The organism is Mycobacterium asiaticum DSM 44297 (genome assembly GCF_000613245.1).
GTDB classification, from domain to species: domain Bacteria; phylum Actinomycetota; class Actinomycetes; order Mycobacteriales; family Mycobacteriaceae; genus Mycobacterium; species Mycobacterium asiaticum.
Genome location: NZ_HG964937.1, coordinates 1,735,935 through 1,761,807 on the forward strand (window position 1 = coordinate 1,735,935; position 25,873 = coordinate 1,761,807).

A 25,873-nucleotide genomic window follows, 5' to 3' on the forward strand; every position below is an offset into this window, starting at 1 on the left:
AACAACCCCGCGTTCCCACCGCGGCCGCCGCTGCCGCCGACACCCTGAACCGGGCTGTATCCGCCGTCGCCGCCCGCGCCGCCGGCGCCGAACAGCAGCCCGCCGTTTCCGCCGCTGCCGCCGCTGCCGCCACTTCCGCCGGCCTGAAGGACGTGGGTTGCGGCCCCGCCGTCGCCGCCCGACCCGCCGAACCCGGCGATCAATCCGCCGCTGCCACCGGCCCCGCCGTGACCGCCGGAGAAGAAGCCGGCACCGCCCGTGCCGCCGTTGCCGCCGCCGGAACCGAGGAATCCACCGAGCAGGCCGCCGTTGCCACCGGCCCCGCCGGCGCCGCCGGTGCCGTTCGCCGCGCCGGTACCACCAACGGTGTTCGGGCTCAATCCGCCGTTACCGCCGTTCCCGCCCCGCCAAGTAGACCTCCGGCCCCGCCGCTGCCGCCGGCGCCGCCGCTGCCAGAGATCACCCCGCCGGTTCCGCCGGTGCCTCCGGCGCCGCCGTTGCCTGCCAGCCAGCCGCCCGCCCCGCCGTTGCCGCCGGCGCCGCCCGCGCTCAACGTGGTGGCCGCGCTGCCGCCGGCGCCGCCGACTCCCCCGGTGCCCAATAATCCTGCGGCACCCCCGTTTCCGCCTTTCTGGCCCGGCGCTCCCGAGCCACCCGCGCCGCCGTCCCCCATCAGCCAGCCGCCAGGGGCCCCGTCGAGTCCGGACCCCGGCGCGGCGTTGGCCCCGTTACCGATGAGCGGGCGTCCGGTCAGCGTCTGAATCGGTGCGTTCACGGCATCAAGCACCGCTTGCAACGGCGCGGCGTTGGCCGCCTCGGCATTCGCGTAGGCGTTGGAGCCGGCCGCCAAGGCCTGGATGAACCTCTGGTGGAACGCGGCCGCCTGGGCACTCAGGGATTGGTAGCTCTGCCCGTGCTCGGAGAACAACGCAGCGATGGACGCCGACACTTCGTCCTGGGCTGCCGCCAGTATTCCGGTGGTCGAGGCCGCCGCGGCCGAATGAACTTCGGCGACGGTCCAGCCGATCCTGGCCAGGTCCTCGGTTGCTGCTCCCAACACGTCCGGTAATGCAACCAAGAACGACATCAGATAACCCCCAACCAAAGCGGTTCAGTAGTAAACGCGCTTCCCATTGCGCGTCACCATATCCCGGGCATGCCGACATTGCTGACCGAACAATCACGCTGCGTCCAAGGTTCATCCACTTGTGGGTGAGGTTGTGCAATACTCCTCAGCAAATAAGGTTAGGGTAACCAAACTTTAGGAGACTCGGGTGACTTGTTCCGCGTCCTGGGATTGCCGATGACCGTATGGAGGCCACGCCGCCGGAGGTGCATTCGACCCTGCTGAGCAGCGGTCCGGGGCCTGGATCGCTGCTTGCGGCCGCATCGGCGTGGGAGGGGCTGGGCGCCAGGTACGCCGAGGTGGCGGCAGAATTGGCCGCCGCCCTGTCCGCCGTGCATGGCGGATCCTGGCAGGGACCGACCGCCGCCCGGTACGCGTCGGCCCATCTGCCGTACCTGGCGTGGTTGACCCAGGCGAGCGCCGTCAGCGCGGTGGCCGCCGCACAGCACGAGGCCGCGGCGACGGGTTATGTCGCGGCCCTGGCGGCAATGCCCACGCCGGCCGACCTCGCGGCCAACCATGCCATCCATGCGGCGTTGGTCGCGACGAACTTCTTCGGTATCAACACAATTCCGATCGCCGTGAACGAGGCCGACTACGTCCGGATGTGGGTCCAGGCCGCGACGGCAATGGCGGTCTATCAATCGGTCTCGGATTCGGCGCTGGCTTCGGTCACGCCGGCGGCACCCGCACCGGAGATTCTCGCCGCGCCCGCGGAACCGGCTACTACCCCGCCCACCGACCCGATCGAAGAACTGCTGGTCTGGTCCGAACACTTCACCGAGATGTATCGGGCCCTGAAGGGGTTGGTGCTCAACCCAATTGGCACCGTGGTGCAACTGATCATCGACTTCGCGGCCGATCCTGCGGCAGCCGCGGTCACTTGGATGCCGCTGTTCTTCGTGTTCGCCTACTCGGCGGTCTTCGGGGTGATGGGATCGCCGATGTATACCGCGGTCGCCGGGCCGGGACTCGGCACGATCCCGTTGGCATTGGGCCTGTCCGCGCTGTCTGCCGTCGCCGAAGCTCCTGGCGAACTGATCGCAGCGGCCCCCGCCGTGGTCGCGGGAATGCCGGTGGCGCTTCTTGTCGCCAGCGCCGCACCGACGATGACGACCGCCGGTGCGGCGCCGACGCACAGCGTCGCCACCCAGGTCACGACGGCCACCGCCACCGCACCGGCGTCGCCGCCGCACGCCGGCCCGTCCGGGTTCGCCTATCTTGTCGGTGGACCGGGGCCCGGCCCCACCCTCGGGCCTTTGCTGCACAACAAGGCGGCCGCCGGGGCGCCGGCATCGAGGATCGCGGCGGCGGAGAGTGCTGCCACAGCGGCCACCGGCAGTGCGAGAGCCCGCCGGCACCGCCGCGGTGCGAACAAGAGCCGCGGTTACCGCGACGAGTTCCTCACGTTGGACGACACCCCGGACTCATCGCCCGACGCGCCGCCCGTTGACGTCTCTGGTTCCTTTACTGGCGCTGGACCGCTCGGATTCGCGGGCACCGCAACGAGATCCGAAGTCCGTCCGGCATCCGGACTTGTGACGCTCGCCGGCGACCCGTTCACGGACGCGCACGTGGTCCCGATGATGCCGGGCAGCTATGACCCGCTCACCGACTGAGCGGACCGCGTTCGTGGGTCGCCGGACGTGAGGGCCGGGAATCACCAGGTCCGCGGTTGCGGCCGGCCCCCACGCCCGACGACGGTTCTCACAGGATGTAGAGCATCTCCTGGTACGTGGGCAGCGGCCAAAGGTCGTCGGCGACGACACCTTCCAAGGCGTCGGCCGCGGCTCGCACCGCCGCCATCGCGGGCAGCAGTTCGGCCTGAGCGTGTGTCGCCTCTTCCAGCGCCGAGGTGGCGGAGTGCTCCGTCAGTGCTGACTTCAGGGTTGCCAGCGCGGCGGTGAGTTCACCGAGTGGAGCCGAAACAGCTTCCAGCGCAGACGTTACCGGTTCGATACCGGCGGCCTTCAGCGTCGCGACGTTCTGTGCGAGCTCGGTCTGGTAGCGGATCGCGGCCGGCAGGATGACCGTGGTGCCCATCTCCAGCGCCAGTTTCGCCTCGACCGCGATCGTCAGCGCGTACTGCTCCAGTCGGACCTCGTAGCGGCTGTGCAACTCACGTTCGCTGAAGACACCGTATTTTTCGAAAACCGCGACCGACTCGGGCTTGATCAGCTCGGGAATGGCGTCCAGCGTGGTCTTGAGGTTCGGCAGCCCCCTTTCAGCCGCCTCGATCTGCCAGTTCTCCGAGTACCCGTCACCGTTGAACACCACCGCGCCGTGCTCGGTGATGACGTCGGTAAGCAGTCTCTGGACGGCCGCATCGAAGTCTTCACCGTCCTCGACGGCCTGCTCCAGAATCGTTGCCATGTGGTCGAAGGAATCGGCCATGATGGTATTCAGGATGATCATCGGGACAGCAACCGTTTGTCCGGAACCCGGTGCGCGGAACTCGAATCGGTTGCCGGTGAACGCAAACGGGCTGGTGCGGTTGCGGTCCCCGGGATCCGTCGGCAGCGGTGGCAACGTGTCCACCCCGATGATCATGGTGCCCTTGCCTTTTGACGAGGTGGCCGCGCCCTTGGCGATCTGCTCGAAGACGTCGGCGAGCTGCTCGCCGAGGAAGATGGAGATGATCGCCGGCGGCGCCTCATTGGCACCGAGGCGGTGGTCGTTGGTGGCCGAGGCGACCGACACCCGAAGCAAGCCGGCGAACTTGTGCACCGCACGGATCACCGCGGCGCAGAAAACCAGGAACTGGGCGTTCTCGTGCGGAGTGTCGCCGGGCACCAGCAGCGAGCCCAATTCGGCATTGCCGACCGAGAAGTTGACGTGTTTGCCCGAACCGTTGACGCCGGCGAACGGCTTCTCGTGGAACAGACATTCCATGCCGTGCTTCTTGGCCAGCGTCTTGAAGACCGTCATCAGCAGCTGCTGGTGGTCGGAGGCAAGGTTGGCCCGCTCGAACATCGGCGCAACCTCGAATTGGCCCGGAGCGACCTCGTTGTGCCGGGTCTTGGCCGGTATGCCGAGCTTGAACAGCTCACGCTCGGTGTCCATCATGAAGCCCAGGACACGCTCGGGCACCGCGCCGAAGTAGTGATCGTCGAATTCCTGGCCTTTGGGCGGCTTGGCGCCGAACACGGTACGGCCGGCGTTGATCAGGTCCGGCCGCGCCAGGAAGAAATGCCGATCGACCAGGAAGTACTCCTGCTCCGGGCCGCAGAACGACACCACCTTCTCGGGATCACCGTGCCCGAACAGCTTGAGGATCCGTTCGGCATGCACACCCATTGCCTGCTGGCTGCGCAGCAACGGCGTCTTGTAGTCCAGCGCTTCGCCCGTCATCGAGACGAATACCGTTGGGATACAAAGCGTATTGCCGTTCGGGTTCTCCAGAATGTAAGCCGGGCTGGTGACGTCCCAACCGGTGTAACCGCGCGCCTCGAAGGTGCTGCGCAGCCCGCCGGAAGGGAAGCTGGATGCGTCGGGCTCGCCCTGGATGAGAGTCTTGCCGGCGAACTCCGCCAGCGTCTGCCCGTCGGAGACGGGTTCGAGAAAGCTGTCGTGTTTCTCGGCGGTCAAGCCGGTCATCGGATAGAACACGTGCGCGTAATGCGTGGCACCTTTTTCCAGCGCCCAGTCCTTCATGGCCGCCGCGACCGAGTCGGCGACCGCCGTGTCCAGCTTGGCGCCCTTCTCGATCGTCGCCAGCACCGACTTGTACACCGACTTGGGCAGCCGCATCTGCATCTCGGCCTTGGTGAAGACGTTGGAGCCGAAGATTTCTCCCGGTGTCTCGCCCGGCACGAAGCTGATGGCCGGGGGGACGTAGGCCTCGACGTTGTTGATCGCCTGCAGGCGGACCGCGTTTCCGCTCATTGAGTTCCTCCATAAGGGGTCCGCGATGGGATCGGCGGACGCTGGACCGCCTCACCGTAGAGACGTTCGATGGCGGATCTGTTACGGCGGCGTCAACGATGGAGCAGTATTGGTTGCGACCGTGAGACATGCCTGTCGAAGCGGACTCGGACGGCTAGCAAGGGGGCCTTGCGGTGCAGCAGCTGAGCTGGAGCGACGACATGATGCTGCGTGCCGAGGGTCCGGCCACGCCGCTGCAGATCCAGATGCTGCTGATTTACGACCCGTCCACCGCTCCCGGCGGCAGGGTGACGTTCAAGGGAATCCTCGAGGAACTGGACGCGCGGCTGCATCTGGCGGAGGTTTTCCGACGCCGCCTGACCGAGCTGCCGGGCGGACTGCACATGCCGTATTGGGTCGATGACCCGAACTTCGACCTCGAATATCACGTCCGGCACATCGGGCTGCCGCAACCCGGCGATTGGCGGCAGTTGTGTATTCAGGTGGCTCGGCTGCATGCCCGGCAGATCGACCTGCGCCGTCCGCCGTGGGAGATCACCGTCATCGAGGGCCTCAACGCGGTTCCCGGTGTGCCGAAAGGCTCCTTTGCGATGGCACTGAAACTGCATCACTGCGCGGTCGACGGGATGGCGAGCGTGCAGATGATCGCGGCGCTGCACGATCTTGCCGCGGACGGCCCGCGGCCCGCGGGTCCGGACCGGCCGTGGCAGCCGGCGCCGCTCCCCTCGACCGCGGACCTGCTTTCCCGCACGGCGGTCAACGCCGCGCTGCACCCGGTGCGGGTGGGCAGAGTCGTCCTGTCGAGCACACCGAAGATCGTCCGCGGCCTGCTGGGTGTGCCCGGCAAACTGGTCGGCGGCGTGGTGAGTAGCGTCGCCGAGGGCAGCAGGCCCTCGTTTCCGCCCAAGACCCGCTTCAACGAGACTGTGTCACCGCACCGCGTCTTCGAGGCCAGGTTTCACGATCTGGCTGATTTCAAGAGGATCAAGGCGCGGGTGCCGGGCGCAACCGTCAACGATGTGGCGCTGGCCTACGTCGGCGGCGCGCTGCGCGAATATCTGGCCGGGCACGACGAATTGCCCGAAGAGTCGCTGGTTGCGGCGTGCCCGATCTCGCTGCGCGAGGCCGGCGACGAAAGCGCCAAGGGAAACATGTTATTCGGCCGTCTGCAGGGGCTCGGCACCGACATCGCCGATCCGCTGGAACGGCTCGCCACGATCGCCGCATCGACAGCCGCAAGCCGTTCGGAGTCTGAGCATTCCAGCAGGGCGCAGCTGCTCGAACTGGTAGCGACGTTGCCGACGGCGCTGCTTGGGGTGACCGCCAAAGCCGCCAGCGTGCTTCCGTTCTCCGGCCCCACCGTCGCCAACACGACCGTCACGAACGTGCCGGGCCCGACCGTCCCGATCTTCTTCCACGGTGCCCGCCTGCTGCGCGCCGCCGGCCTCGGACCGCTGATCGGCGGCCTGAACCTTTGCCACGTGGTTGCCAGCTACGACGGAATCCTGTCGATCAGCGCGACCGCCGACCGCGATGCGCTTCCCGACCCGGCCAGGTACGCCGAATGCATGGACCGCGCATTTGACGAGCTGCTCGCCGCCACGGGGTGACGCCGTAGCGTGGTGGCGTGACTGCAGATAAGGCACCTGGCTCCGGTAACGGCATCGGGTTGCGGCGCAGGCTGGGGGTCGCCGATGCCGTGGTGGTCGGGTTGAGTTCGATGCTGGGTGCCGGCATTTTCGCCGCGCTGGCCCCCGCGGCCCACGCCGCCGGAGCCGGGTTGCTGATCGGTTTGGCAGTGGCCGGGTTGTTGGCGTACTGCAACGCGACCTCCTCGGCCCGGTTGGCCGCGCTGTATCCCGCATCCGGTGGCACATACGTGTACGGGCGGCAGCGGCTGGGCGAATTCTGGGGTTACCTGGCCGGGTGGGGTTTTGTGGTCGGCAAGACCGCCTCCTGTGCGGCGATGGCGCTCACGGTCGGGTGGTACGCCTGGCCCGCCCACGCCCACCTGGTCGCGGTCACTGCCCTGGTGGCGTTGACGGTGGTGAACTACCTGGGTGTGCGCAAGTCAATGTGGGTCTCCCGGATCATCGTCGCCGCGGTGCTGGTGGTGTTGGCGAGTGTGGTCACAGCGGTGTTCGGTACGCACGCAGGTGATTTCGCTCACCTGACTGATTTCGCAGGCGTGTCCAGCGGCGGGGTGCTGCAGGCGGCGGGGTTGCTCTTCTTCGCGTTCGCCGGCTACGCGCGCATCGCGACGCTGGGTGAGGAAGTCCGGGATCCGGCACACACCATTCCCCGGGCGATCGGGATCGCGCTGGCGATAACCGTGGCGGTCTACGCCGCGGTGGGCGTCGCCGTGCTGATCGCGTTGGGGCCGCAGCGCCTTGCCACGACGGGCCGACCACTGGTGGAGGCGGCGCGTGTGACCGGCCTGCCGTGGTTGCTGCCGGTCGTCGCCGGCGGCGCGGTGCTGGCCGCGCTGGGCTCGTTGTTGTCGCTGATGTTGGGAGTGTCTCGCACCACCCTGGCGATGGCACGGGACGGCCATCTCCCGCGTCGGCTGGACGCGGTCCACCCGCGGTTCGAGGTTCCGCACCGCGCCGAGCTGGCGGTCGGAGCGGTAGCCGCGGTGCTGGCGGCAACGGTCGATCTGCGCGGCGCGATCGGATTCTCCTCGTTCGCGGTGCTGGTGTACTACGCGGTCGCCAATGCCTCCGCGTTCACCTTGGGCTCCGATGAAGGCGCGCCGCCCAAAGTCATTCCGGTGTGCGGGTTGTTGGGTTGCGTGGTGGTGGCCTTCGCACTGCCGTTGACGTCGGCGATCTCTGGCGCCGGAGTGCTGGCGCTGGGCGCGGCGCTGTTCTGGGCCCGCTCCCGGCGGCGGTAGGTCTTTGGTGAGCCTCCGCTTGCTGGCGCGATCCGCGCCGGTGCGGTTGGCTCTACCTCGTGGTTGATGAGCAACTTGACGACGCGCGCGGCGCCCATCCGGCCGAGCCACACGCCGACGGCGCGATGGACCGCCTCAATTGGTTGCGGGCGGCGGTGCTGGGCGCCAACGACGGCATCGTGTCGGTGGCCGGCATCGTGGTCGGTGTCGCCGGCGCCACCGCGCAGCGCGGACCGATCTTCACCGCCGGACTGGCGGGTCTGGTAGCGGGCGCGGTGTCGATGGCGTTGGGTGAATACGTTTCGGTGTCCAGTCAGCGCGACAGTGAACAGGCCCTGCTGACCAAGGAAAGCCACGAACTGCTAGAGACTCCCGACACCGAATTGGCCGAGCTGACCGCCATTTTCGAGGACAAAGGCCTGTCGCCCGACACCGCCGCTCAGGTGGCGAAGGAATTGACCGCCCGTGATGCGTTCGCCGTCCATGCCGAGGTGGAGTTGAAGCTCGATCCCGAGGATCTGGCCAACCCATGGCATGCCGCGGCGGCCTCGGCGGCGTCTTTCGTCGCCGGAGCGATGCTGCCGCTGGTGGCGATCCTGTTGCCGCCGGCCACTTTCCGGGTGCCGGTGACTTTCATCGCGGTGCTTGTCGCGCTGGGTCTGGCCGGTGCGGTCAGTGCCCGCATTGGCGGGAGCAGCGTGCGCCGCGCGGTACTGCGGGTGGTTCTCGGCGGTGCCGCGGGTTTGGCGTTCACTTATGGTGTCGGCCATCTGTTCGGCACCGCGATCGGGTGAGGCTAGTCGCCGGTTCGTGAGAACTGTACGTCGACCGTGGTGCTGGGGCACGACGTGCCCGTGATCTCCTCATTGCCGTGACCGGTCAGCAATGAGATCGGATCCTCTGCTGGCTGCGGCAAGGCGAAGGGCACAGTGATTTTCACGTGCGCCATGCCACCCTTCCAGCATTTGGCGTCGAATTCCCGTTCGTAGGTCCAGGTTCCGTCGCTGTAGAGCAGCACCATGGCGGTCGCCGGCGCCGTGTGGAACAGGGTCAGGCACCTGGCCCCGGTGCGCAGGCAGTCGGTGCGCGCCGCGAAATCCTGCTGCTCCTTGAACCCATTGGGCTGGGTGCTGTTCTGCCGGTAATGACCGTGCACTCCAGCTGCCGGTGAGGGCACCCGCGCCGGCAGCGTGGCCGGGTCGGGCAGACTCTTGAGGTCGACATCGCCGGTGCGGGTGAAGGTGACGGGGCGTTTGTTCGTGCAGCCCTTGGCCATGGTCTGGATGGCTTCGCCGGAGAAGTTGCCGCCCGGAAGTGGTTGCAGGGTAAAGGTTTCCCAGACTTCGCCGACCAGGTTCCCGCAATTGGTGGAGCCGGTGCTCACTGCGACCCAGCTGCCGCCGATCTGGTCCAGCACCATCGTGGGAGCTTGCATCGTCTCACCACTGACCCGAGACGCGGTCGCGATGCAACCAGCGGAACCGCAGACCGAACGCACACCCCACAACTCAGTGGTCGGGGTGACGGCGGCTTCGGCGGGCTGGTCGTCGATGCCGGTGACAACCCCGTATTCAACCTGATAGACGCCGGTGAACGGACCGGTGTTGGGCGGCGGTGCCGCGCTGGTCGGTGTCGGATTGCCCGACGCCTGCTGGTGCGGTCGGGAGGTGAGCTTGATGCCGGCGAAGACGGCGCCGGCGATCAGCAGTGCCGCGCAGAGCACAGCACCGGCCAGTACACCCCGGCGCCTGCCCGGCTTCTTGTCGGAGTGCGGCGCTACCGCGGGCAGCGCCGGCATGGTGGCGCTGAGCGGCTCCGGTCGATACGTGATGCCGGTGTCGCCCGGGATCTCGTCGGCGTAGGCGAATCCCGGGGCCAATTGGCGGGCCAGGTGGTCGGTGAACTCGCGGCAGCTGGCGAACCGGCGGGATGGGTCTTTGGCCATCGCGACCGCGAACACCCAGTCCAGGTCCGCCAGGTGCGGACGAAGTACCCCGATGGACGGCGGCGGCGCGCTGACGTGCTGCGCGATCACCACCGCCGAATTGGAATCGCCATAGGGCGGTGTACCGGTCAGCAGATGAAAAGCCGTGCAGGCCAACGCATATTGGTCGGTACGGCCATCGAGCGCCTCACCCTTCAACTGCTCCGGCGCGGCGTAATCCACGGTGCCCACCGTCATGTTGGTCGAAGTAAGTCGGGGAGTCGCATCGTCCATGCGGCGGGCGATACCGAAGTCGGCCAGGTAGACCTGCTGCGGCTGCCCGTCGTCTTCGGCCAACAGGATGTTGGCCGGTTTGACGTCGCGATGCAGCAGCCCCCTTTCGTGGGCGTAGTCAAGCGCGGAGGCGACGGCGGCGATGATGGGCAGCGCCTCGGTCAACGGCATGCCGCCGGGAAACCTGTCCTTCATCAACCGCGCGGCGTCGGTGCCCGCGACGTAGTCCATCGACAACCAGAACTGTCCCTCGTGTTCACCGCGGTCGTGAATGCGCACGATGTTGGGGTGGTCCAGGCCGGCGGCCAACTCAGCCTCCCGCTCGAACCGGGCGCGATACATCGGATCGTCGCTGAACTGCCTGGGCAGGATTTTCAGCGCGTTCTCGCGCGCTAGCCGAGGGTGCGCCGCGAGGTACACGGTGCCCATTCCCCCGGCACCCAGGACACGAATGATCTTGAACCCGGCGAACACCTGCCCGGTGGTCAGTATGTGGGGGTGGGTGGTGTCCACGTCGGTCCCTTTTCTTTGCGGTAAGCGTCCTGGCGGCGCCGGCCAAGGCGACCGACACCAGGTACCTTGCCGCCCGACGCTTGCTGCATCTAATAGAAATTCTTGCGAGATTCTTGCGTCAAGAGCTGCCTTCACTGAATCCGAACCGCTGGTGGATGCGAGCCAGGGGCTTGGGAGCCCACCAGTTGAGGCGCCCGAACACATGCATGAAAGCCGGCACCAACAGCATCCGAACCAGGCTGGCGTCGGCCAACACCGCCACCGTCAACCCGAACCCGAACAGCCGCATGAACGACACTTGCGCGGCCATCAACGCGGAGAAGGAGATCGCCATGATCAGCGCCGCCGCGGTGATCACCCGCGCGGTGTGGGCCACGCCCAGCGCGACGCTCTCATCGTTGGCCTGCGGGCCGAAGTCCGAGGCAAGCCAGTACTCCCGGATCCGTGATATCAGGAAGACCTCGTAGTCCATCGAGAGCCCAAAAGCGATGCAGAACAACAAGACCGGCAGCTGCACACCGAGCGTTCCGGTGGCGGCGGTGCCTAGCCCGCCCAGGTGTCCTTCCTGGAAGATCCAGACCAGCGCACCGAAAGCGGCGGTCAACGACAGCGTGTTCATCAGTACCGCCTTGACCGGGAGCACCACGCTGCCGGTCAGCAGGAAGATCAATAGCAGGGCGATAACCGCGATCAGCGTGAGCACCCACGGCAGCCGCGAGGCGATCGCGTGCACACTGTCGCGATTGCTCTGTGCCACACCGGTCAACCACATCGGTATGCCCTTGGGCGTGGGCACGGCGTGCAACCGGTCCAGCTGGGTGGTCGACGCGGCGCTGTACAACGGCGCGGTGGTGCGCACCGTCATGAACGCGCTGCCGTCCCGGAACCCGTAGGGCGCCGAAGGCGGTCCGAACCGCCCGCCATCGACGAAGGTGCCGCCCAGCGCCGAAACCCAGGAAACCTCCGGCACGCGGGACAGGGCGGCGGCGTAACCGTCGAGCTCGGACGGACTCAGGCTATTGGCTTGCGGCAGCACCACGGTGATGTCTGGGACGCCGCGCTCTGGAAAGCCGCTTCGCAGGAGGTCACCGACCTGGCGTGCCGACGCGGAAGTGGGCAGTATCCGGTCGTCCGCGAACCCCCACTTGGCCCGGTAGAAGGGCGAGCCGAGCAGCAACAGCAGCGCGACGATGACAACTCCGATCGAAATCGAGTGGCGCATCACCCCTTTCGTCCATTCGTACCAGGAGCGACCCTGCCAGGGGCTCGCTTGTTGGCTCGTTCCCCACATGGTGCGGCGCATCAGGGGGCGAACGTCCCAAGCATCCAGCCGCCGGTCCAGCAGCACGATCGCCGCCGGTGTCACCGTGATCGCCGCCGTCGCGGCGAACGCGACGACCGCTGTGCCCGCGTAGGCGAACGATTTCAGGAAATACGGCGGGAACAACACCAGCGTGGCCATGGACAGGGCGACCGTCACCGCGGAGAACAACACAGTCCGGCCGGCGGTGGCCATCGTGCGCAGCAGTGCCGCCTCGCGAGATTGACCGTCGGCCAGTTCATCCCGGAATCGACTCAGGATCAGCAGCGTGTAGTCGACGGCCAGCGCCATGCCCATCGCGACGGCGAGATTCAGCGCGAAGATCGACACGTCGGTGACGAGCGCGATCGCGCGCAGCGATGCCAGGGCGCCCAGAATGGCCGAGACCCCCACCGCTACCGGCAGCGCAGCAGCGACCAAGCCCCCAAAAACCCAGACGAGCACCAGGAAACTCATCGGCAGCGCCACCGACTCCATCAGGAACAGGTCCCGTTGGGTCTGGGCATTCACCTGCCAGTACACCGTCGCGTCCCCGCCCGCGCGCACCGTGACACCGTCGCGGTCATGCACAAGTTGTTCAGACAGCCGCATGGCGTTGCGTTGGGCGTCGCTTTCGCCGCCGGAGATGGCGGCCACAATCAGGCCGGTTTTGCCGTCCTTGCTGATGAATGCCGACACCGCTTCCGGGGGTGCGGTCCACGCCGACTGCACTTCGGATACCTCTGGCGAATTCTTCAGTCGGGCAACCAGGTCCGTGCCCACCGTGCGGGCCTGCGGCCCTTTTGCGCCGGCGTCGGAGGTCAGCGCGATCACCATGGTCAGATCACCCTGATCGAATTTCTGCGACAGCAGCGCGGACGCTCGTGAGGATTCGGCGTTGGGGTCGGTTTGCCCGCCGGCGGACAGGTGCCGGATCACCGGAACACCGAAGACCGCGGCACCGATGATCACCAGCACCGCCACGGCGATGACGCGGCGTGGTGAGTTGATGGCGAGGTGGGCGATCCGGGACAGCACGACGATTCCTTCCGCTCAGTGCCGCACGAGTTCGTGTTCGATGAGGTCGCGGTACACGGGCGTGTGTAGGAGTTCGGAGTGGGTGCCGGTGGCCTGGATCCGCCCGTGCTGCAGGACCAGGATCTGATCGGCATGGGTGACGGTGGACAGCCGGTGGGCGACGACGAGCAGGCTGCGCTGTCCACGGGCCTGCAGCAGGTTGCTCATCACGTCGTATTCGTTGGCGCGGTCGAGGTGGGCCGTCGGTTCGTCCATCAGGATCAGCTCCGACCGCGACAGGAACGCCCGGGCCAGCGCCAGGCGTTGGCGTTGCCCACCGGAGAGGCTGCGCCCGCGCTCGAGCACCGGGGTGTCGAGTTGGGCCGGCAGCCGGGCGATCTCGTCGGCAATGTTGGCCTGCCGCAGCACCTGCCACAACTCGTCGTCGACGGCATGTGGATTTGCGATAAGCAGGTTGTCGCGAATGGTGCCGTGCAGCACGGGCGCATCCTGCTCCAGCAGCCCCAATCGGCCGCGCAGTTCCCGCAACCCGATGCTGCGGTAGTCGCGCCCTTCCCAGCGCACGGTCCCGGTGGTCGGGTCGTGGAAGCGGCACAGCAGCCCAAGGATCGTCGATTTGCCGGCGCCGGACGGGCCGATCAGCGCGGTGACCTGGCCGCGCTGCAGGGTGAAGGACACGTCGTGCAGGACGGTGGCTGTCCCGGGTGCGTAGCCGAACGAGACGTGATCGAACTCGACGAGCGGCGCACCGGTCTGCGGCGTGGGTCGGGCGGCTACCCGTTCGTCGCATGGTGAATCGCTCTCCGGCAGTTCGCCCAGGGTGGCGGTCAAGTTTTGATAGGCGCCGGCCGCGGTGCGCAGTGTGGCGAGCGCCGTAAAGCCGGCGGTGATCGGAAATACGGCGTACATGGCGAACGCGAACAGGCTGACGAACTGCCCGGCGGACAATCCCCCGCCGGCGACGCGGCGCCCGTCGATGATCATGATCGCCAGGAATGAACCGTTGACGCCTAACCGGATGGCGAGCAGGTTGATCGCTGTCGAGGAGGCGATGCGGACGCCCGACCGGTAGGCGGCCCGCGCGCTGTGGCCGATGAACCTCACTTCGCGGTCCTCGGCGCCGAACAGCTTCACCGTGCGTGCCGCACCGAGGGCTCGATCCAGTCCCGCCGAGTAAGTACCCAGCGCCGCTTGACGATCCAGTGCGGCACGCTGAATCCGGGACAGGAACGGATTGCCCGCGCCGAACGCCACGGCCATCACCACGACCACCACGATCACGGTGACCGGATCGATGGCGATCATGAAGATCCCGGCACCGAGCAGGGTCAGGATGCCGAACGCCAAGTCACCGACGCCACGCGGCATATCGCCCAGCAGGCTCGTGTCATTCGTTGCGCGTGCAAGCAGTTCGCCGGTGCGGCCGCGGTCCAGGACGCCGATCGGCAGGCGCACCACATGATCGCTGAAGTCCTCGCGCAATCGCAGCACGATGTGCTCGCCGGTGCGGTCCAGGCGGAAGTGGCCCACCGCCTCCAGCAGCAGCTGTCCGGCGAGGGCGGCCAACAAGGCCGCGGCTAGCGCGGCGTTGGGCGAGCCCACCGTGGCCCGGTCGACCAGGCGGCCGGCCAGGACAGGCTGCAGCAGAATGAGTCCGGTCGCCGCGACGAGCAGCGCAACGCTCACCGTCATCGAAAGTCGGTGTCCACGAAGCAAGTTGAGCATCAGTCGAGCAACCCGAGCAGGTGCAGATCGGTGACGTACTGCAGGAGGTTCGGCGCACCGATATGTGGAATGTCATGGTCCGGACCGATTTTCGCCTTCCGGACGGCGGCGCGGAATTGATCGGTCGGCGCGTAGGCTCCGCTGCTGGGCCGCAGCGGACTCGCCGTGCCGGAATTGCGCATCAGCAGCATCGGTAACACCGAGTGGCGGCGGTGTTTCTCCGGCAGGCCCTGCAGTGCTTCCTCGAACTGGCGCACCCACTCGCCGAAGTCGTCGACACGGCGGATCGGGTGCCCGGCTTCGATCAGCCAGTCGACATACTCGTCGAGACCGATGCCGTCGTCGTGGGGGTTCATCACGTGATACGTCCGGAACGCGGACGCCTCGGATGCCGCGGCCGGCGGCCCCAGCGTGGTGATGGCTTCGGCGACGAATCCTGCGGGCAGGCCGTCGAAGTGCGCACTCGCGCGGTTGCCGGCGGCATCTTGTCGATAGAAGGAGGCGGGTGCGATGCCGGTGGCCAGCACGCTGAGCACCATCCGGCTGACGGTGTCCGAGGCGTTCACCAAGCCCGAGTAGGCGGGGTCGGCCAAAATCATCCCGCAGCGGAACACCGTGACTGGCAGGTCGCACAGGTCGTTGGCTTCGCGCAGCAGGATTTCACTGGCCCACTTGCTGTTCCCGTAGCCGTTGGCGGGCAAGGCGTTGACGGATCTGCGGGGGCTGATGATCCGGATGTCGGCGTCCTCGGTGAACCTCTCGGGTTCGATCTGGGTGCCGACGTCGGCGGTCGAGACGTAGACGTAAGGCTTCAGGGTGGTGGTGAGCGCAAGCCGCAGTAGTTCGGCGGTGCCTACGACGTTGGGCCGGAACAATTCGGCGTAGGGTAGGGCGGCGTTCACCACGGCCGCGGCATCCACGATCAGGTCGACAGTGTCCGCCAGTAGCCGCCAGTCCTGCTGGCCCAGCCCGAGGTTGGCGTCGGCTTTGTCGCCAGCAATGACCTTCAAATGACTGGCGGACAGTTCGCGGAAATGCCGCAACAAGTTTGGATCGCCGATGTCGTAGATCCGTTCCAAGCGCCGGCGGGCATCGTCGTCGGAGTCGGCCCGCACCAAGCAGATCAGTGTGCCGCCGACGAGTTTGAGCCGCTGCAGCCACTGCAGAACCAGATAGCGCCCGACGAAGCCGGTCGCGCCGGTCAGCAGCACGGTGCGCACCTCGGCGCTGGGCCCGGCGAGCGCCGGTGCGCCGTTGCGCGTAGGTGCGTCGAGGAATTTGTCCAGCGTGAGGTCGCTGGCGTACACCGTGGTGGGTTCGCTGCCGTGTACGGCGCGGAACAGCGGGTCATCCGCTGGGCCGGCGATCGTCTTGCCGGCGAGCCCCCGTACGTCCGGCGCGTCGAACAGGTCGCGCACCTGCAGCCGAACCTCCAGGGCCCCGTTGACCGCGGCGATGAGCCGCATCGCGGAGATGCTGTCGCCGCCCAGGTCGAAGAACGAATCCTGCACCCCGACCCGCTCAAGCCCGAGGACTCGTGCGTAGATTTCGGCGATCACCCGTTCGGTCGGTCCCACTGGAGCGACGTAGCGTGCGGGGTCGGTGTATTCGGGCGCGGGCAGGGCCCGGGTGTCGAGTTTGCCGTTGGCAGTCAACGGCAGCGCGTCGACGACCACGACGGCGGCCGGAACCATGTAGGGCGGCAGCCGCTTTGCGACCTGTGCCCGGACAGAGGCGGGGTCGGCCGTGCCGGTCACATAACCGACCAGCCGGGTCTCACCGGGCCGGTCCTCGCGCGCGATCACCGCCGCGCGGTCTACACCTTCGGCGGTGACGAGCGCCGCCTGCACGTCACCGCGCTCGATCCGGTAGCCGCGGATCTGCACCTGTTCGTCGGCTCGTCCGACATACCGCAGGTGTCCGTCGGGCCCCCAGTAAGCCAGGTCGCCGGTGCGGTACATGCGGGTCCCCGCGGCGAAGGGGCAGGCCACGAATCGCGCCGCCGTCAGTCCCATCCGGCGCCAATAGCCAACGCCGACACCGCTTCCGGCTATGTAAAGCTCTCCCACCACACCGGGGGGACCCTACGCAAGGCGTGATCGAGCAGGAACACTGCCGCGCTCGGGATGGGTGTACCGATCGGCGGCCCGGCGGATGACCCGGCCGTCAGCGGTGCGCTCCTACAGGCGTCGACCGTCGTTTCGGTCGGCCCGTAGGCGTTGACCATCAGCCGGCCGTCGGCCCACTGGTTTACCACGGCGGCAGAACAACTTTCGCCACCGACCACCAGCGCCAGGTCGTCCAGGCCCTGCGGCGACAACGCCGCCACCGCGGACGGGCTGTGATCAAGCACCGTGACCCGCTCGGCGACCAGCAAGTCGTGGAACTCGGTCGGCGAGGCCGCTACCTGTTCACTGACCACCACCAACCGGCCGCCACGCAACAGTGCGCCCCAGATCTCCCAGACCGAGACATCGAAGGCGTAGGAATGACAGTGCGCCCACACCCCGCCGCGTGGCAGGCAGGCGTCGAGGGAGCTCACCAGCTCAATCACGTTGCGGTGGGTGATCGCCACACCTTTGGGCATGCCGGTGGTGCCCGACGTGTAGATCAGGTAGGCAAGGTCGTCCGCGACCGGGCCCGGCAGGCCGGTGCACGGGTAGGTGGCCAGGGCGGGGTCGCCGACATCGATGAGGGGCACATCGTGCCCGTCGAGCCGATCGGCCAGGCCCGCTTGGGTGAGCACGGCGATTGGTGCGGCATCGGCCAGCATCAGCCCGACCCGCGATGTCGGTCTCGCGGGGTCGATCGGTAGGTATGCGGCACCGGACTTGAGCACCGCGGTAATGGCCACCACGGCCTCGATGGACCGGGTCAGCAGTAGGGCGACACACCGTCCGGGTCCTGCGTCACGGTCAATAAGCAAACGCGCCAGCCGGTTCGATGCTTCGTCGAGCTCCTGGTAGGTCATCGAGCGGTCTCCGCAACGCACCGCGACCGCGTCCGGTGTCCGCGCCACCTGGGCACTGAGCGCCCCCGGAATCGAGACTCCGGCCGGGACCGGCCGGGACAGCGCTGCCCGATTCCCCCACTGGTCCAGCCGGGAACGCTCATCGTCAACGAGCAGGCTCACCGACGACAGTCTTGTCGCCGGGTCAGCCGTGATCGTCGACACCACGCAGTGCAACCGATCGACTAGTAACTCGATGCCGGCGGCGTCGAATACGTCGGTGCGGAACTCGACCGTCCCCCCGATACCGGCGAGATCGCCTGTTGCCGTGAACCGTTCGGCGAGGGAGAACCCCAGGTCCATCCGCGCGGTGCGGGCTTCCAGCGGTACCGGCGTCACCCGCAGATCGCCCAGGTTCAGGTCGGGCACGGTGTTGTTCTGCCAGGCCAGCATGACCTGGACGAGCGGATGGTGGCTTTGCGATCGTGTCGGGTTGATCCGCTCCACCAGAACTTCGAAGGGCACGTCCTGATGCTCGTAGGCCTCGAGACTGCGCTGACGCACCTGTTCCAGCAATTCGGCGACGGTGGGGTCACCACTCAGGTCAACGCGAAGGATCAGCGTGTTGACGAAGCAACCGACCAGCTGGTCGAGGCCGGAATCATTGCGCCCGGCGATCGGGAAACCCACCGCGACATCCGAACTGGCACTGAGCTTGGCGATCAGAACCGCCAGCGCCGCCTGCACCACCATGAAGCTGGTGGCGTTGTGCTCACGGGCTGTCTTGCGCACCCGGCGCTGCAGTTCCGCCGGCCAATCGATCGCCACGCTGGCCCCGCGATAGTCGGCAACCGGCGGGTAGGGCCGGTCGGTGGGCAGCTGCACGCGCTCGGGCAGTCCGGCCAAATGCCGTTGCCAGTACGCCAACTGGGTCGCGATGCGGCTGTCCTGGTCGTCCGGGTCGCCAAGGATATTGCGCTGCCATAGCGTGTAATCGGCATACTGCACCGGCAACGGGTCCCAGCCGGGTGCCCGGTCCGCGCGCCGACTGCCGTAGGCCACACTCAGGTCGTGCGCCAGCGGTGCCACTGACCACCCGTCCGCGGCGACGTGGTGTACCACGATCATCAGGATGTGCTCGTCCTCGTTGATCCGGTAAAGGGTTGCTCGAAAAGGGATTTCGCGGGAAAGGTTGAACGGTTGCCGAACCGCGGCACCGATCGCCTGAGTCAGCCTGACCGGCGGCCACCCAGTGGTATCGACGATGCTCCAGCCCAACTCTACGGTGTCGGCCGGTAGCACCACCTGCTGAGCCACACCCGCTGGTGCCGAGAAAACCGTCCGGAGGCTCTCGTGCCGGGCGACCACGTCGGCCAGCGCCACACCCAGGGCGTCGCCGTCAACCCGTCCGTCCAGGCGCAGCGCCACTGCCATGTGGTAGACCGGCGAAGGTCCCATCAACTGGTCGAGGAACCACAGCCGGCGTTGCGCGAATGACAGCGGGATGGCCTCGGGCCGTTGCTGAGTGGTCAACGGCGCTACGGCGGCGCCGGCCCCGTTGAGGTGGTCGGCCAACCGCGCGGGCGTCGGCGCGTCGAAGAGGACCCGCACCGGCAGGCGGACGTCGAAGGCCGCGGCGATCGCGGTCAGCACGCGCATCGCCGACAATGAGTCGCCGCCCAGATCGAAGAATGAGTCGTCGATGCCCACTCGTTGCAGCCCGTGAATCCGGGCGAAGATGCCGGCCAAGATCTCCTGCACCGGTGTGGTGGCGGCCCGGAAGCGCTCGCGGGGTTGATATTCCGGTGCCGGTAAGGCGCGGGTGTCGAGCTTGCCGTTGACCGTCAGCGGTAGTGCGGTCAAGACGACCACCGCCGCGGGAACAAGGTAGGCCGGTAGCCGCTCGGCCAGTTGGGTACGCATCGCTGCCGGGTCCGCGGACCCGGTGACGTAACCCACCAGGCGCCGGTTGCCGGGTTGGTCCTCGCGGGCGATCACGACCGCCTGCTGCACGCCATCCAGCGCGGCCAATGCAGCGCGTACCTCGCCGAGTTCGATGCGGTAGCCGCGGATCTTGACCTGTTCGTCGGCGCGTCCGAGGTAGTGCAGTTGCCCGTCGGGGGTCCAGGAGACCAGGTCGCCGGTGCGGTACATCCGGGTGCCGGGTGCGCCGAACGGGCACGCCAGGAATCGTGTCGCGGTCAGTCCCGCGCGGTGCAGGTAGCCGACGCCGACGCCGGCGCCGGCCACGTACAGTTCCCCGACAACGCCGGCCGGCACCGGCCGCAGCCACCCGTCCAGCACCAACAACGCCGCACCCGGCACCGGTGTGCCGATGGGCACCGCCCCGGACCCAGCCCGCAGCGGTGCACTGGTGGCGGCATAGATCGTGGTTTCGGTGGGGCCGTAGGCGTTGATCAGCACGCGCCCCGGTGCCCAGCGATCCACCAGTTCTTCGGGGCAGGGCTCACCGGCCACCACCACCGCGGTCGATCCCAGCCGTTCCGGAGCGAGCGTCTCGAGGGCCGAGGGGGTTTGGCTGAGGATGGTGACGTGTTCGGTGGCCAGCAGGGTGTGGAAGTCTTCGGGTGAGCGGGCCACGGATTCTTCGACGATGACCAGCCGTCCCCCCGACAGCAGGGCGCCCCAGATCTCGAAGACCGAGACATCAAAGGCCAGCGAGTGCCAATGCGACCACACCCCGCCCGCGGGCAGCTTGGCGCGCATCGAAGCCAACAGCTGCGTCACGTTATGCTGGCTCACCGCAACACCTTTAGGCACACCGGTGGTCCCCGAGGTGTAAATCAGGTAGGCCACCTCGGCCCCGGAAGGCAGCGGCAACGCCGTAGCGGGATAACTGCGCAGACCCGGATCCTCGATATCAATGACCGCCACCGAGTGCCCGGCCAACCGCCCCGCCAACCCCGCGGTGGTCAACACCGCACTCGGGGCGGCATCGGCCACCAGGAAATCGACCCGCTCATCGGGCAACCCCGGATCGATCGGCACATACCCCGCCCCAGTCTTGAGCACCGCCAGCATCGCCACCACCGCCGCCGCCGAACGCGACACCAACAACCCCACCCACTGACCCGGACCCACCCCCAACCCAGACAACAAATGCCCCAACCGGTTCGCGGACTCCTCCAACTCGCGATAGGTCATCGACCGACCCTGCCCCACCACCGCCACCGCCGCCGGCGTGCGCGCCACCTGCTGTGCCCACAACAGCGGAATCGACACCGGGTTCGGGTTCGTGCCGGACTCATTCAAGACCGCCCGGTTACCCCACCGCGCCAACCCCGCATGCTCACCAGCACCCAACAGATCCAGCACCGCCAACCGACACCGCGGATCGGCGGTCATCCCCACCAACACCCGAATGAACCAATCCACCACCACCCCAACACGTCCGGCATCCAACACCGCGGTATCGAACTCCACCCGCAACCCCAACTCCACCCCAGGCATCGCGCGGATGGTCAACGGGTAGTGGGTGTAGTCGCGGGTGCTGCTGGCACTGACGGCGATACCGTCCATCAATCCGCTCAGGTCCATTGGGTAGTTCTCGTAGACGAAGAGGGTGTCGAAGAGTCGGTCGTGGCCACTGAGCCGATGGATCTCGGTCAACGCCAAATGCTGATGCTCCAAGGTGTCGTTGTGCACCCGGTGCAACTGACCCAACAAATCCACCGCGGTCATCGACGGACTCAACCGCACCCGCACCGGCACCGTATTGATCAACAACCCCACCATCGAATCCGCACCCACCACCTCAGCGGGCCGACCCGACACCGTGATCCCGAACACCACATCCTGCTGCCCGGTCAACCACATCAACACCTGCGCAAAAGCACCCTGCAACACCGTATTCACCGTGGTACGACACGCCCGCGCCAACTCACCCACCGCACGCGTGGTCCGCTCCGGCACCTGAAACTGGGCCACGTCGCGTCGGCCTAGGTTGAGCCGATCCGGCGGGCCGACCAGCGTGGGAGATGGGAAATCAGCCAGCACTTTTCGCCAGACGGCGCGGGCGGCATCGAGGTCACGGTCGGCCAGCCAGCGCACGTAATTGCGGTAGGGCACCGCCGCGGGCAGCCGCTGGCCCTGATACCCAGCGAAGATCTCGCGCAACACAATCGGCATCGACCAGCCATCAACCACAATGTGGTGATTGGTCAACACAAACCGATACCGATCCCCACCCATACCGATCAACACCGCCCGAAACGCCGGCGGCCGTCCCAGATCACACACCGCCGCACGCTCGGCAGCACACACCCGCGCAACCTCGGCCTCAACACCGGACCCGTCCAACCCGGCATCCAGCTCGACATAACGCCACACCGCCACCGGATCAGCCGGAATCACCTGCACCGGCTCATCGAACTGCGGACAAAACCGGGCCACCAGATTCGGGTGCCGGCGGACCACCGTGTCCAGCGCGTGCCGGAGCCGGCCCGGCTCGAGCGCACCAGCCAGGTGCAGATCGAGCTGTACGGCGTACACCTGGTCGTCGCCTGGGGCGGCACTGGCGTGGAAGAGCAACCCGCGCTGTATCGGGGTCAGCGGCAACACATCCGCGATGCGCAACTGCCCGGCCAACTCATCGAGCTCACCCTGACTCAACCGCGCCGGCACAATATCCGACGGCGTCAACCCACCCCCACCGCCGCGCACAAGCGCACAAATCCCACCCAACGCCGCAAACCACAACTCCCCCAACCGCACAACCCGCTCACGATCCAACACCGACGGCGCCCACATCCAATCGGCGTGCAGCTCGGGCCCGGCGGGGGTGTCGACGGTGCCCGCGTTCACTTCCACCGTGTGCGCCAACGGCATCGGTAGCGGGGGTGCAGGCACCCCGTCCTGGCTGAGTCGCCAGGTGTCGCCGGGATTCTCGACCGCCGCGGCGCCCAGCCGACCCAAATAGTTGAAGCCGATCGCCGGGTCCGGCCCGTCCAGATCGACATCGCAGTTCAGATAGCGCAGCAACCCGTACGTCAAACCATCCGGCAGCGCCCGCAACTGCTCCTTGGCGTCCTTGACCACCACACCCAACGCCGCCCCGCCCGCCACCACATGCGCCCAATCCAGCTCACCCACACGCAACGACACCGGGTACTTAGCGGTGAACCACCCCACGGTGCGCGACAGGTCGAGATCCGGGGCCATGTCGTCGCGGCGCCCGTGGCCCTCGACGTCGATGCCAAGCGCCTCGACACCGCCGAGAAACTCGTTACATGCCAACGCAAACGCGATCAGCAAGATGTCCTGCACACCAGCATGGAACGCGGTCGGCACCACACCCAGCAACGCGCGGGTGGTCTCGACGTCTAGGTCCAAGGAGACGCGCCCGGCCGTGGCATGGGTATCCAGCTCGGGATGCGGTGCGGGCAGGGCGGCCGGCGTGTCGGCGACCTGCCGCCAGGCGGCGACGTGGTCCACAACGACGGGCCGGTGCGCGTACTCGCTCAGCAACGACGCCCACCGCTGGAATGACGTCCCGATCCCGGGCAACGCCACCGGATGTCCGGCGCGTAGCTGAGCCGAGGCGAAAGCCAAGTCCTCGAGGAGGATTCGCCAGGACACCCCATCGACGGCAAGGTGGTGAATGATGATCACCAGCCGCCCGGTGGACCCGACCCACAGTGCGCTGAGCATCACGCCGGCGGCCGGATTCAGCCGGGACCGGGCAGCCGCCAGCTCCGCTTCGGACAGTGTGTCCACGGTGCGCAGGCAGCGCGTGGCGGGGACCGTGCCGGGCGCGGGAACCCACAGCGACCAGGAGCCATCTGCCGCGTCGTTAGCTCGAAGCCGCAGCAGCGGGTGCCGGTCCAGCAGGGCCTGCAGCAGCACCGCCACGTCGGTCTCGGTGGTCCCACTCGGCGCCTGCAGCACGACCGCCTGGCTGAATTGCTCGACGAGACCGGCTATTTCCCGCAGCCAGTGCATGATTGGAGTCGCCGGCACCGGCCCCAAACCGTCGTCGGCAACAGAGCTCGCATCGTCGGCTACCCCGGCCACCCGCGCCAGTCCGGCCACCGTCTGCTCGGCGAAGATGTCGCGCGGCTTGCACACCACACCCGCCGCCCGGGCCCGCGCCACCACCTGCATCGACAGGATGCTGTCCCCGCCCAACTCGAAGAACGATTCGTCGACCCCGACCCGCTCCAACCCCAAGACTTGCGCGTAGATGCCGGCCAAGATCTCCTCGACGGCGCCGGACGGTGCCCGGTACCGATCCGCTGGCTGATACTCCGGTGCGGGCAGGCGTTTGCGGTCCAGCTTGCCGGCGGAAGTCAGCGGGAATTCGTCGAGCACCATGATCTGCGCGGGCACCATGTAGGCGGGCAGTCGCTCCTTCAGCCGCTGACGTACCGCGGTTATCTTGGCGTTGGCGCGGGGGTCGTTGGCGTGGGTGGCCCGGCGGGCGGTGGGCCGGTAGATATCGCTCAACGGCGTGCTCGTGTCGGCGGCGGCGACGAAAACCGCGTCCAGTGTGCCGGATTCGCTGCCCCAGGTGACGGCGACGCGGTATCCGGTGTCGGCGGCTAGGCGGTGCAGCTGCTCCGGTGTGCGGCTTTCGAGCGTCCCGGATTCGGCGGAGTCGGGATCGCCGCTCTCGAGGGCCTGTTCGGCCCGGACGTCGGAGATGAGTCCGGTGCGGGGAATGCCGGTGACGCGCAGGGCGGTCGGGCGCTGCGCGCTCAGGTGGTCACGCAGCCCGGCTGAGCCGTCGCACTGCGCCCAGGCGCGGACGGGGGCGGTGGCCAGCGAGCGTGTCGCGGTCGGGGCCTTGTGGGCGACGACGTCGTAGCGGTACCGGGTGAGTTCGTTGTCGGCGACACCGCGCTTGACCTGGATGTCGATCCCCGCCACCAACGGCTGTCGGTCCGCCCAGGTGGTGAAGAACTCTGGCGCAAGCAGCAATTCGGATTCGCTCAGCATCGCGCGCCGGACCCGCTGGCGGACCTCGGCGGCAGTGCCGCCACCGTGGGCCAGCGCAACCGCGGTGTGGAACGCGCCGTGCAGCGCTCGGTTGCGGACGTCACCGAGGAACAACGACCCACTTGGCGCCAGCAGCTCCATGGCGTTGTCAATGACCTCGATCAGATAGTCCGCGTGCGGGAAGTATTGGACCACCGAGTTGAGAATGATGGTGTCGAAATGGCCGCGCGGCAGCGCGTCGGTGACGTGAGCGGGCCGGCTCAGCAGCTGGACGCGGTCACGCCACGGGATTTGCAAACGCTCCATGGTCCGCGCCAGGGCGTCCACGGCGACCGCTGAATTGTCCGTTGCGACATAGGTTTCGCAGTGGGGCGCGATCCTTTCCAGGATCAGCCCGGAACCCGCGCCGATCTCGAGCACCTTTCGCGGCCGCAGCGCCATGATCCGGTCCACCGTGGCCGATCGCCACTCCTCCATTTCCTCGATCGGGATCGGCTCACCCGTGTAGCTGCTGTTCCAGCCACGAAAATCGCTGCCGAATTCCGGCGGTGCGGCCTGGTCGTGGTAGAGCTGGTCGTACAGGTCTTGCCATTCTTGGACGGCGTCGTCGGCGCTTCCGTCATCGGCGCCGTGTGCGAGGGTGAGGTAGGCGACCAGGTGGGCCCCTCCAGTGCCGCGGTGGTGTGCGGTGACGGCCGCCTGGGTGACATGCGGGCAATCCAGCAGGGCGTTCTCGACTTCCCCCAATTCGATGCGGTAGCCGCGGATCTTGACCTGTTCGTCGGCGCGTCCGAGGTAGTGCAGTTGCCCGTCGGGGGTCCAGGACACCAGGTCGCCGGTGCGGTACATCCGGGTGCCGGGAGCGCCGAACGGGCACGCCAGGAATCGTGTCGCGGTCAGTCCCGCGCGGTGCAGGTAGCCAACACTCATCCCGGCGCCCGCGACGTACAATTCTCCGGCGATCCCGTCCGGGACCGGCCGCAGCCATTCGTCCAGCACCATGAAGGCGAGGTGGTCCAGCGGCACGCCAACGGGGCTGGCGCCGCTTTCGGTGTCCCGCGCAACGATCTCCCGCCACGAGGCATGCACGGTGGTTTCCGTGGTGCCGTACAGGTTGAACAACCGCGGTGATTGCTGGTGGTTGCGTAGCCATGGTCGAAGTTGTTGCGGCTCAAGGGCTTCACCGGCGAACACGACGGCCTCCAGGGCCAGCCGTTGCCCCCGTTCACCCGACAGCGCGTCGGCAGTTTGCAGTGCGGAGAACGGGC

The 25,873-nt window shown here is 67.5% G+C and carries 10 protein-coding genes and 1 pseudogene; 4 read left to right on the top strand and 7 right to left on the bottom strand.

Annotated features, from left to right (window positions below; genetic code table 11):
• Positions 1-1,087, bottom strand: a pseudogene (locus tag BN972_RS18415) (PE family protein); the annotation flags it as partial.
• 224 nt (positions 1,088-1,311) lie between these two features.
• Here BN972_RS18415 and BN972_RS18420 point away from each other — a divergent pair.
• Complete coding sequence (locus BN972_RS18420) at positions 1,312-2,745, top strand: PPE family protein (RefSeq protein ID WP_036360468.1); 1,434 nt, start codon at positions 1,312-1,314, stop codon at positions 2,743-2,745.
• Positions 2,746-2,833: 88 nt separating this feature from the next.
• Here BN972_RS18420 and BN972_RS18425 read toward each other — a convergent pair whose 3' ends face one another.
• Positions 2,834-5,011, bottom strand: coding sequence for a glutamine synthetase III family protein (locus BN972_RS18425; protein WP_036360470.1), 2,178 nt, complete (start codon positions 5,009-5,011; stop codon positions 2,834-2,836).
• 173 nt (positions 5,012-5,184) lie between these two features.
• Here BN972_RS18425 and BN972_RS18430 point away from each other — a divergent pair, with 173 nt between their 5' ends.
• The 3 genes from BN972_RS18430 to BN972_RS18440 all read left to right on the top strand — a co-directional run bounded on the left by BN972_RS18430 (position 5,185) and on the right by BN972_RS18440 (position 8,698).
• On the top strand, positions 5,185-6,621 hold the full coding sequence (locus BN972_RS18430) for a wax ester/triacylglycerol synthase family O-acyltransferase (RefSeq protein WP_036360472.1): 1,437 nt from the start codon (positions 5,185-5,187) through the stop codon (positions 6,619-6,621).
• Between the two features lie 17 nt (positions 6,622-6,638).
• A complete protein-coding gene (locus tag BN972_RS18435) occupies positions 6,639-7,904 on the top strand; it encodes an APC family permease (protein ID WP_051545581.1) in 1,266 nt (421 codons plus the stop codon).
• Positions 7,905-8,029: 125 nt separating this feature from the next.
• Positions 8,030-8,698 carry a VIT1/CCC1 transporter family protein gene (locus tag BN972_RS18440; RefSeq protein ID WP_080696993.1) on the top strand — a complete coding sequence of 223 codons (669 nt, stop codon included), beginning with the start codon at positions 8,030-8,032 and terminating at the stop codon, positions 8,696-8,698.
• A gap of 2 nt (positions 8,699-8,700) precedes the next feature.
• Here the strand turns inward: BN972_RS18440 and BN972_RS27790 are convergent, their stop codons facing one another.
• From BN972_RS27790 to BN972_RS31230, 5 genes are all read right to left on the bottom strand, one after another.
• A complete protein-coding gene (locus BN972_RS27790; protein WP_051545583.1) occupies positions 8,701-10,635 on the bottom strand; it encodes a serine/threonine-protein kinase in 1,935 nt (644 codons plus the stop codon).
• A gap of 118 nt (positions 10,636-10,753) precedes the next feature.
• Complete coding sequence (locus BN972_RS18450; protein WP_036360476.1) at positions 10,754-12,973, bottom strand: MMPL family transporter; 2,220 nt, start codon at positions 12,971-12,973, stop codon at positions 10,754-10,756.
• 15 nt (positions 12,974-12,988) lie between these two features.
• Positions 12,989-14,665 carry an ABC transporter ATP-binding protein gene (locus BN972_RS18455; protein WP_158086311.1) on the bottom strand — a complete coding sequence of 559 codons (1,677 nt, stop codon included), beginning with the start codon at positions 14,663-14,665 and terminating at the stop codon, positions 12,989-12,991.
• Positions 14,666-14,697: 32 nt separating this feature from the next.
• Complete coding sequence (locus tag BN972_RS31380) at positions 14,698-16,770, bottom strand: thioester reductase domain-containing protein (RefSeq protein ID WP_235192488.1); 2,073 nt, start codon at positions 16,768-16,770, stop codon at positions 14,698-14,700.
• Positions 16,749-25,799 carry a non-ribosomal peptide synthetase gene (locus BN972_RS31230; RefSeq protein ID WP_148305402.1) on the bottom strand — a complete coding sequence of 3,017 codons (9,051 nt, stop codon included), beginning with the start codon at positions 25,797-25,799 and terminating at the stop codon, positions 16,749-16,751. Before BN972_RS31230 ends, BN972_RS31380 begins: the two co-directional genes overlap by 22 nt.
• Between the last annotated feature and the right edge of the window lie 74 nt (positions 25,800-25,873).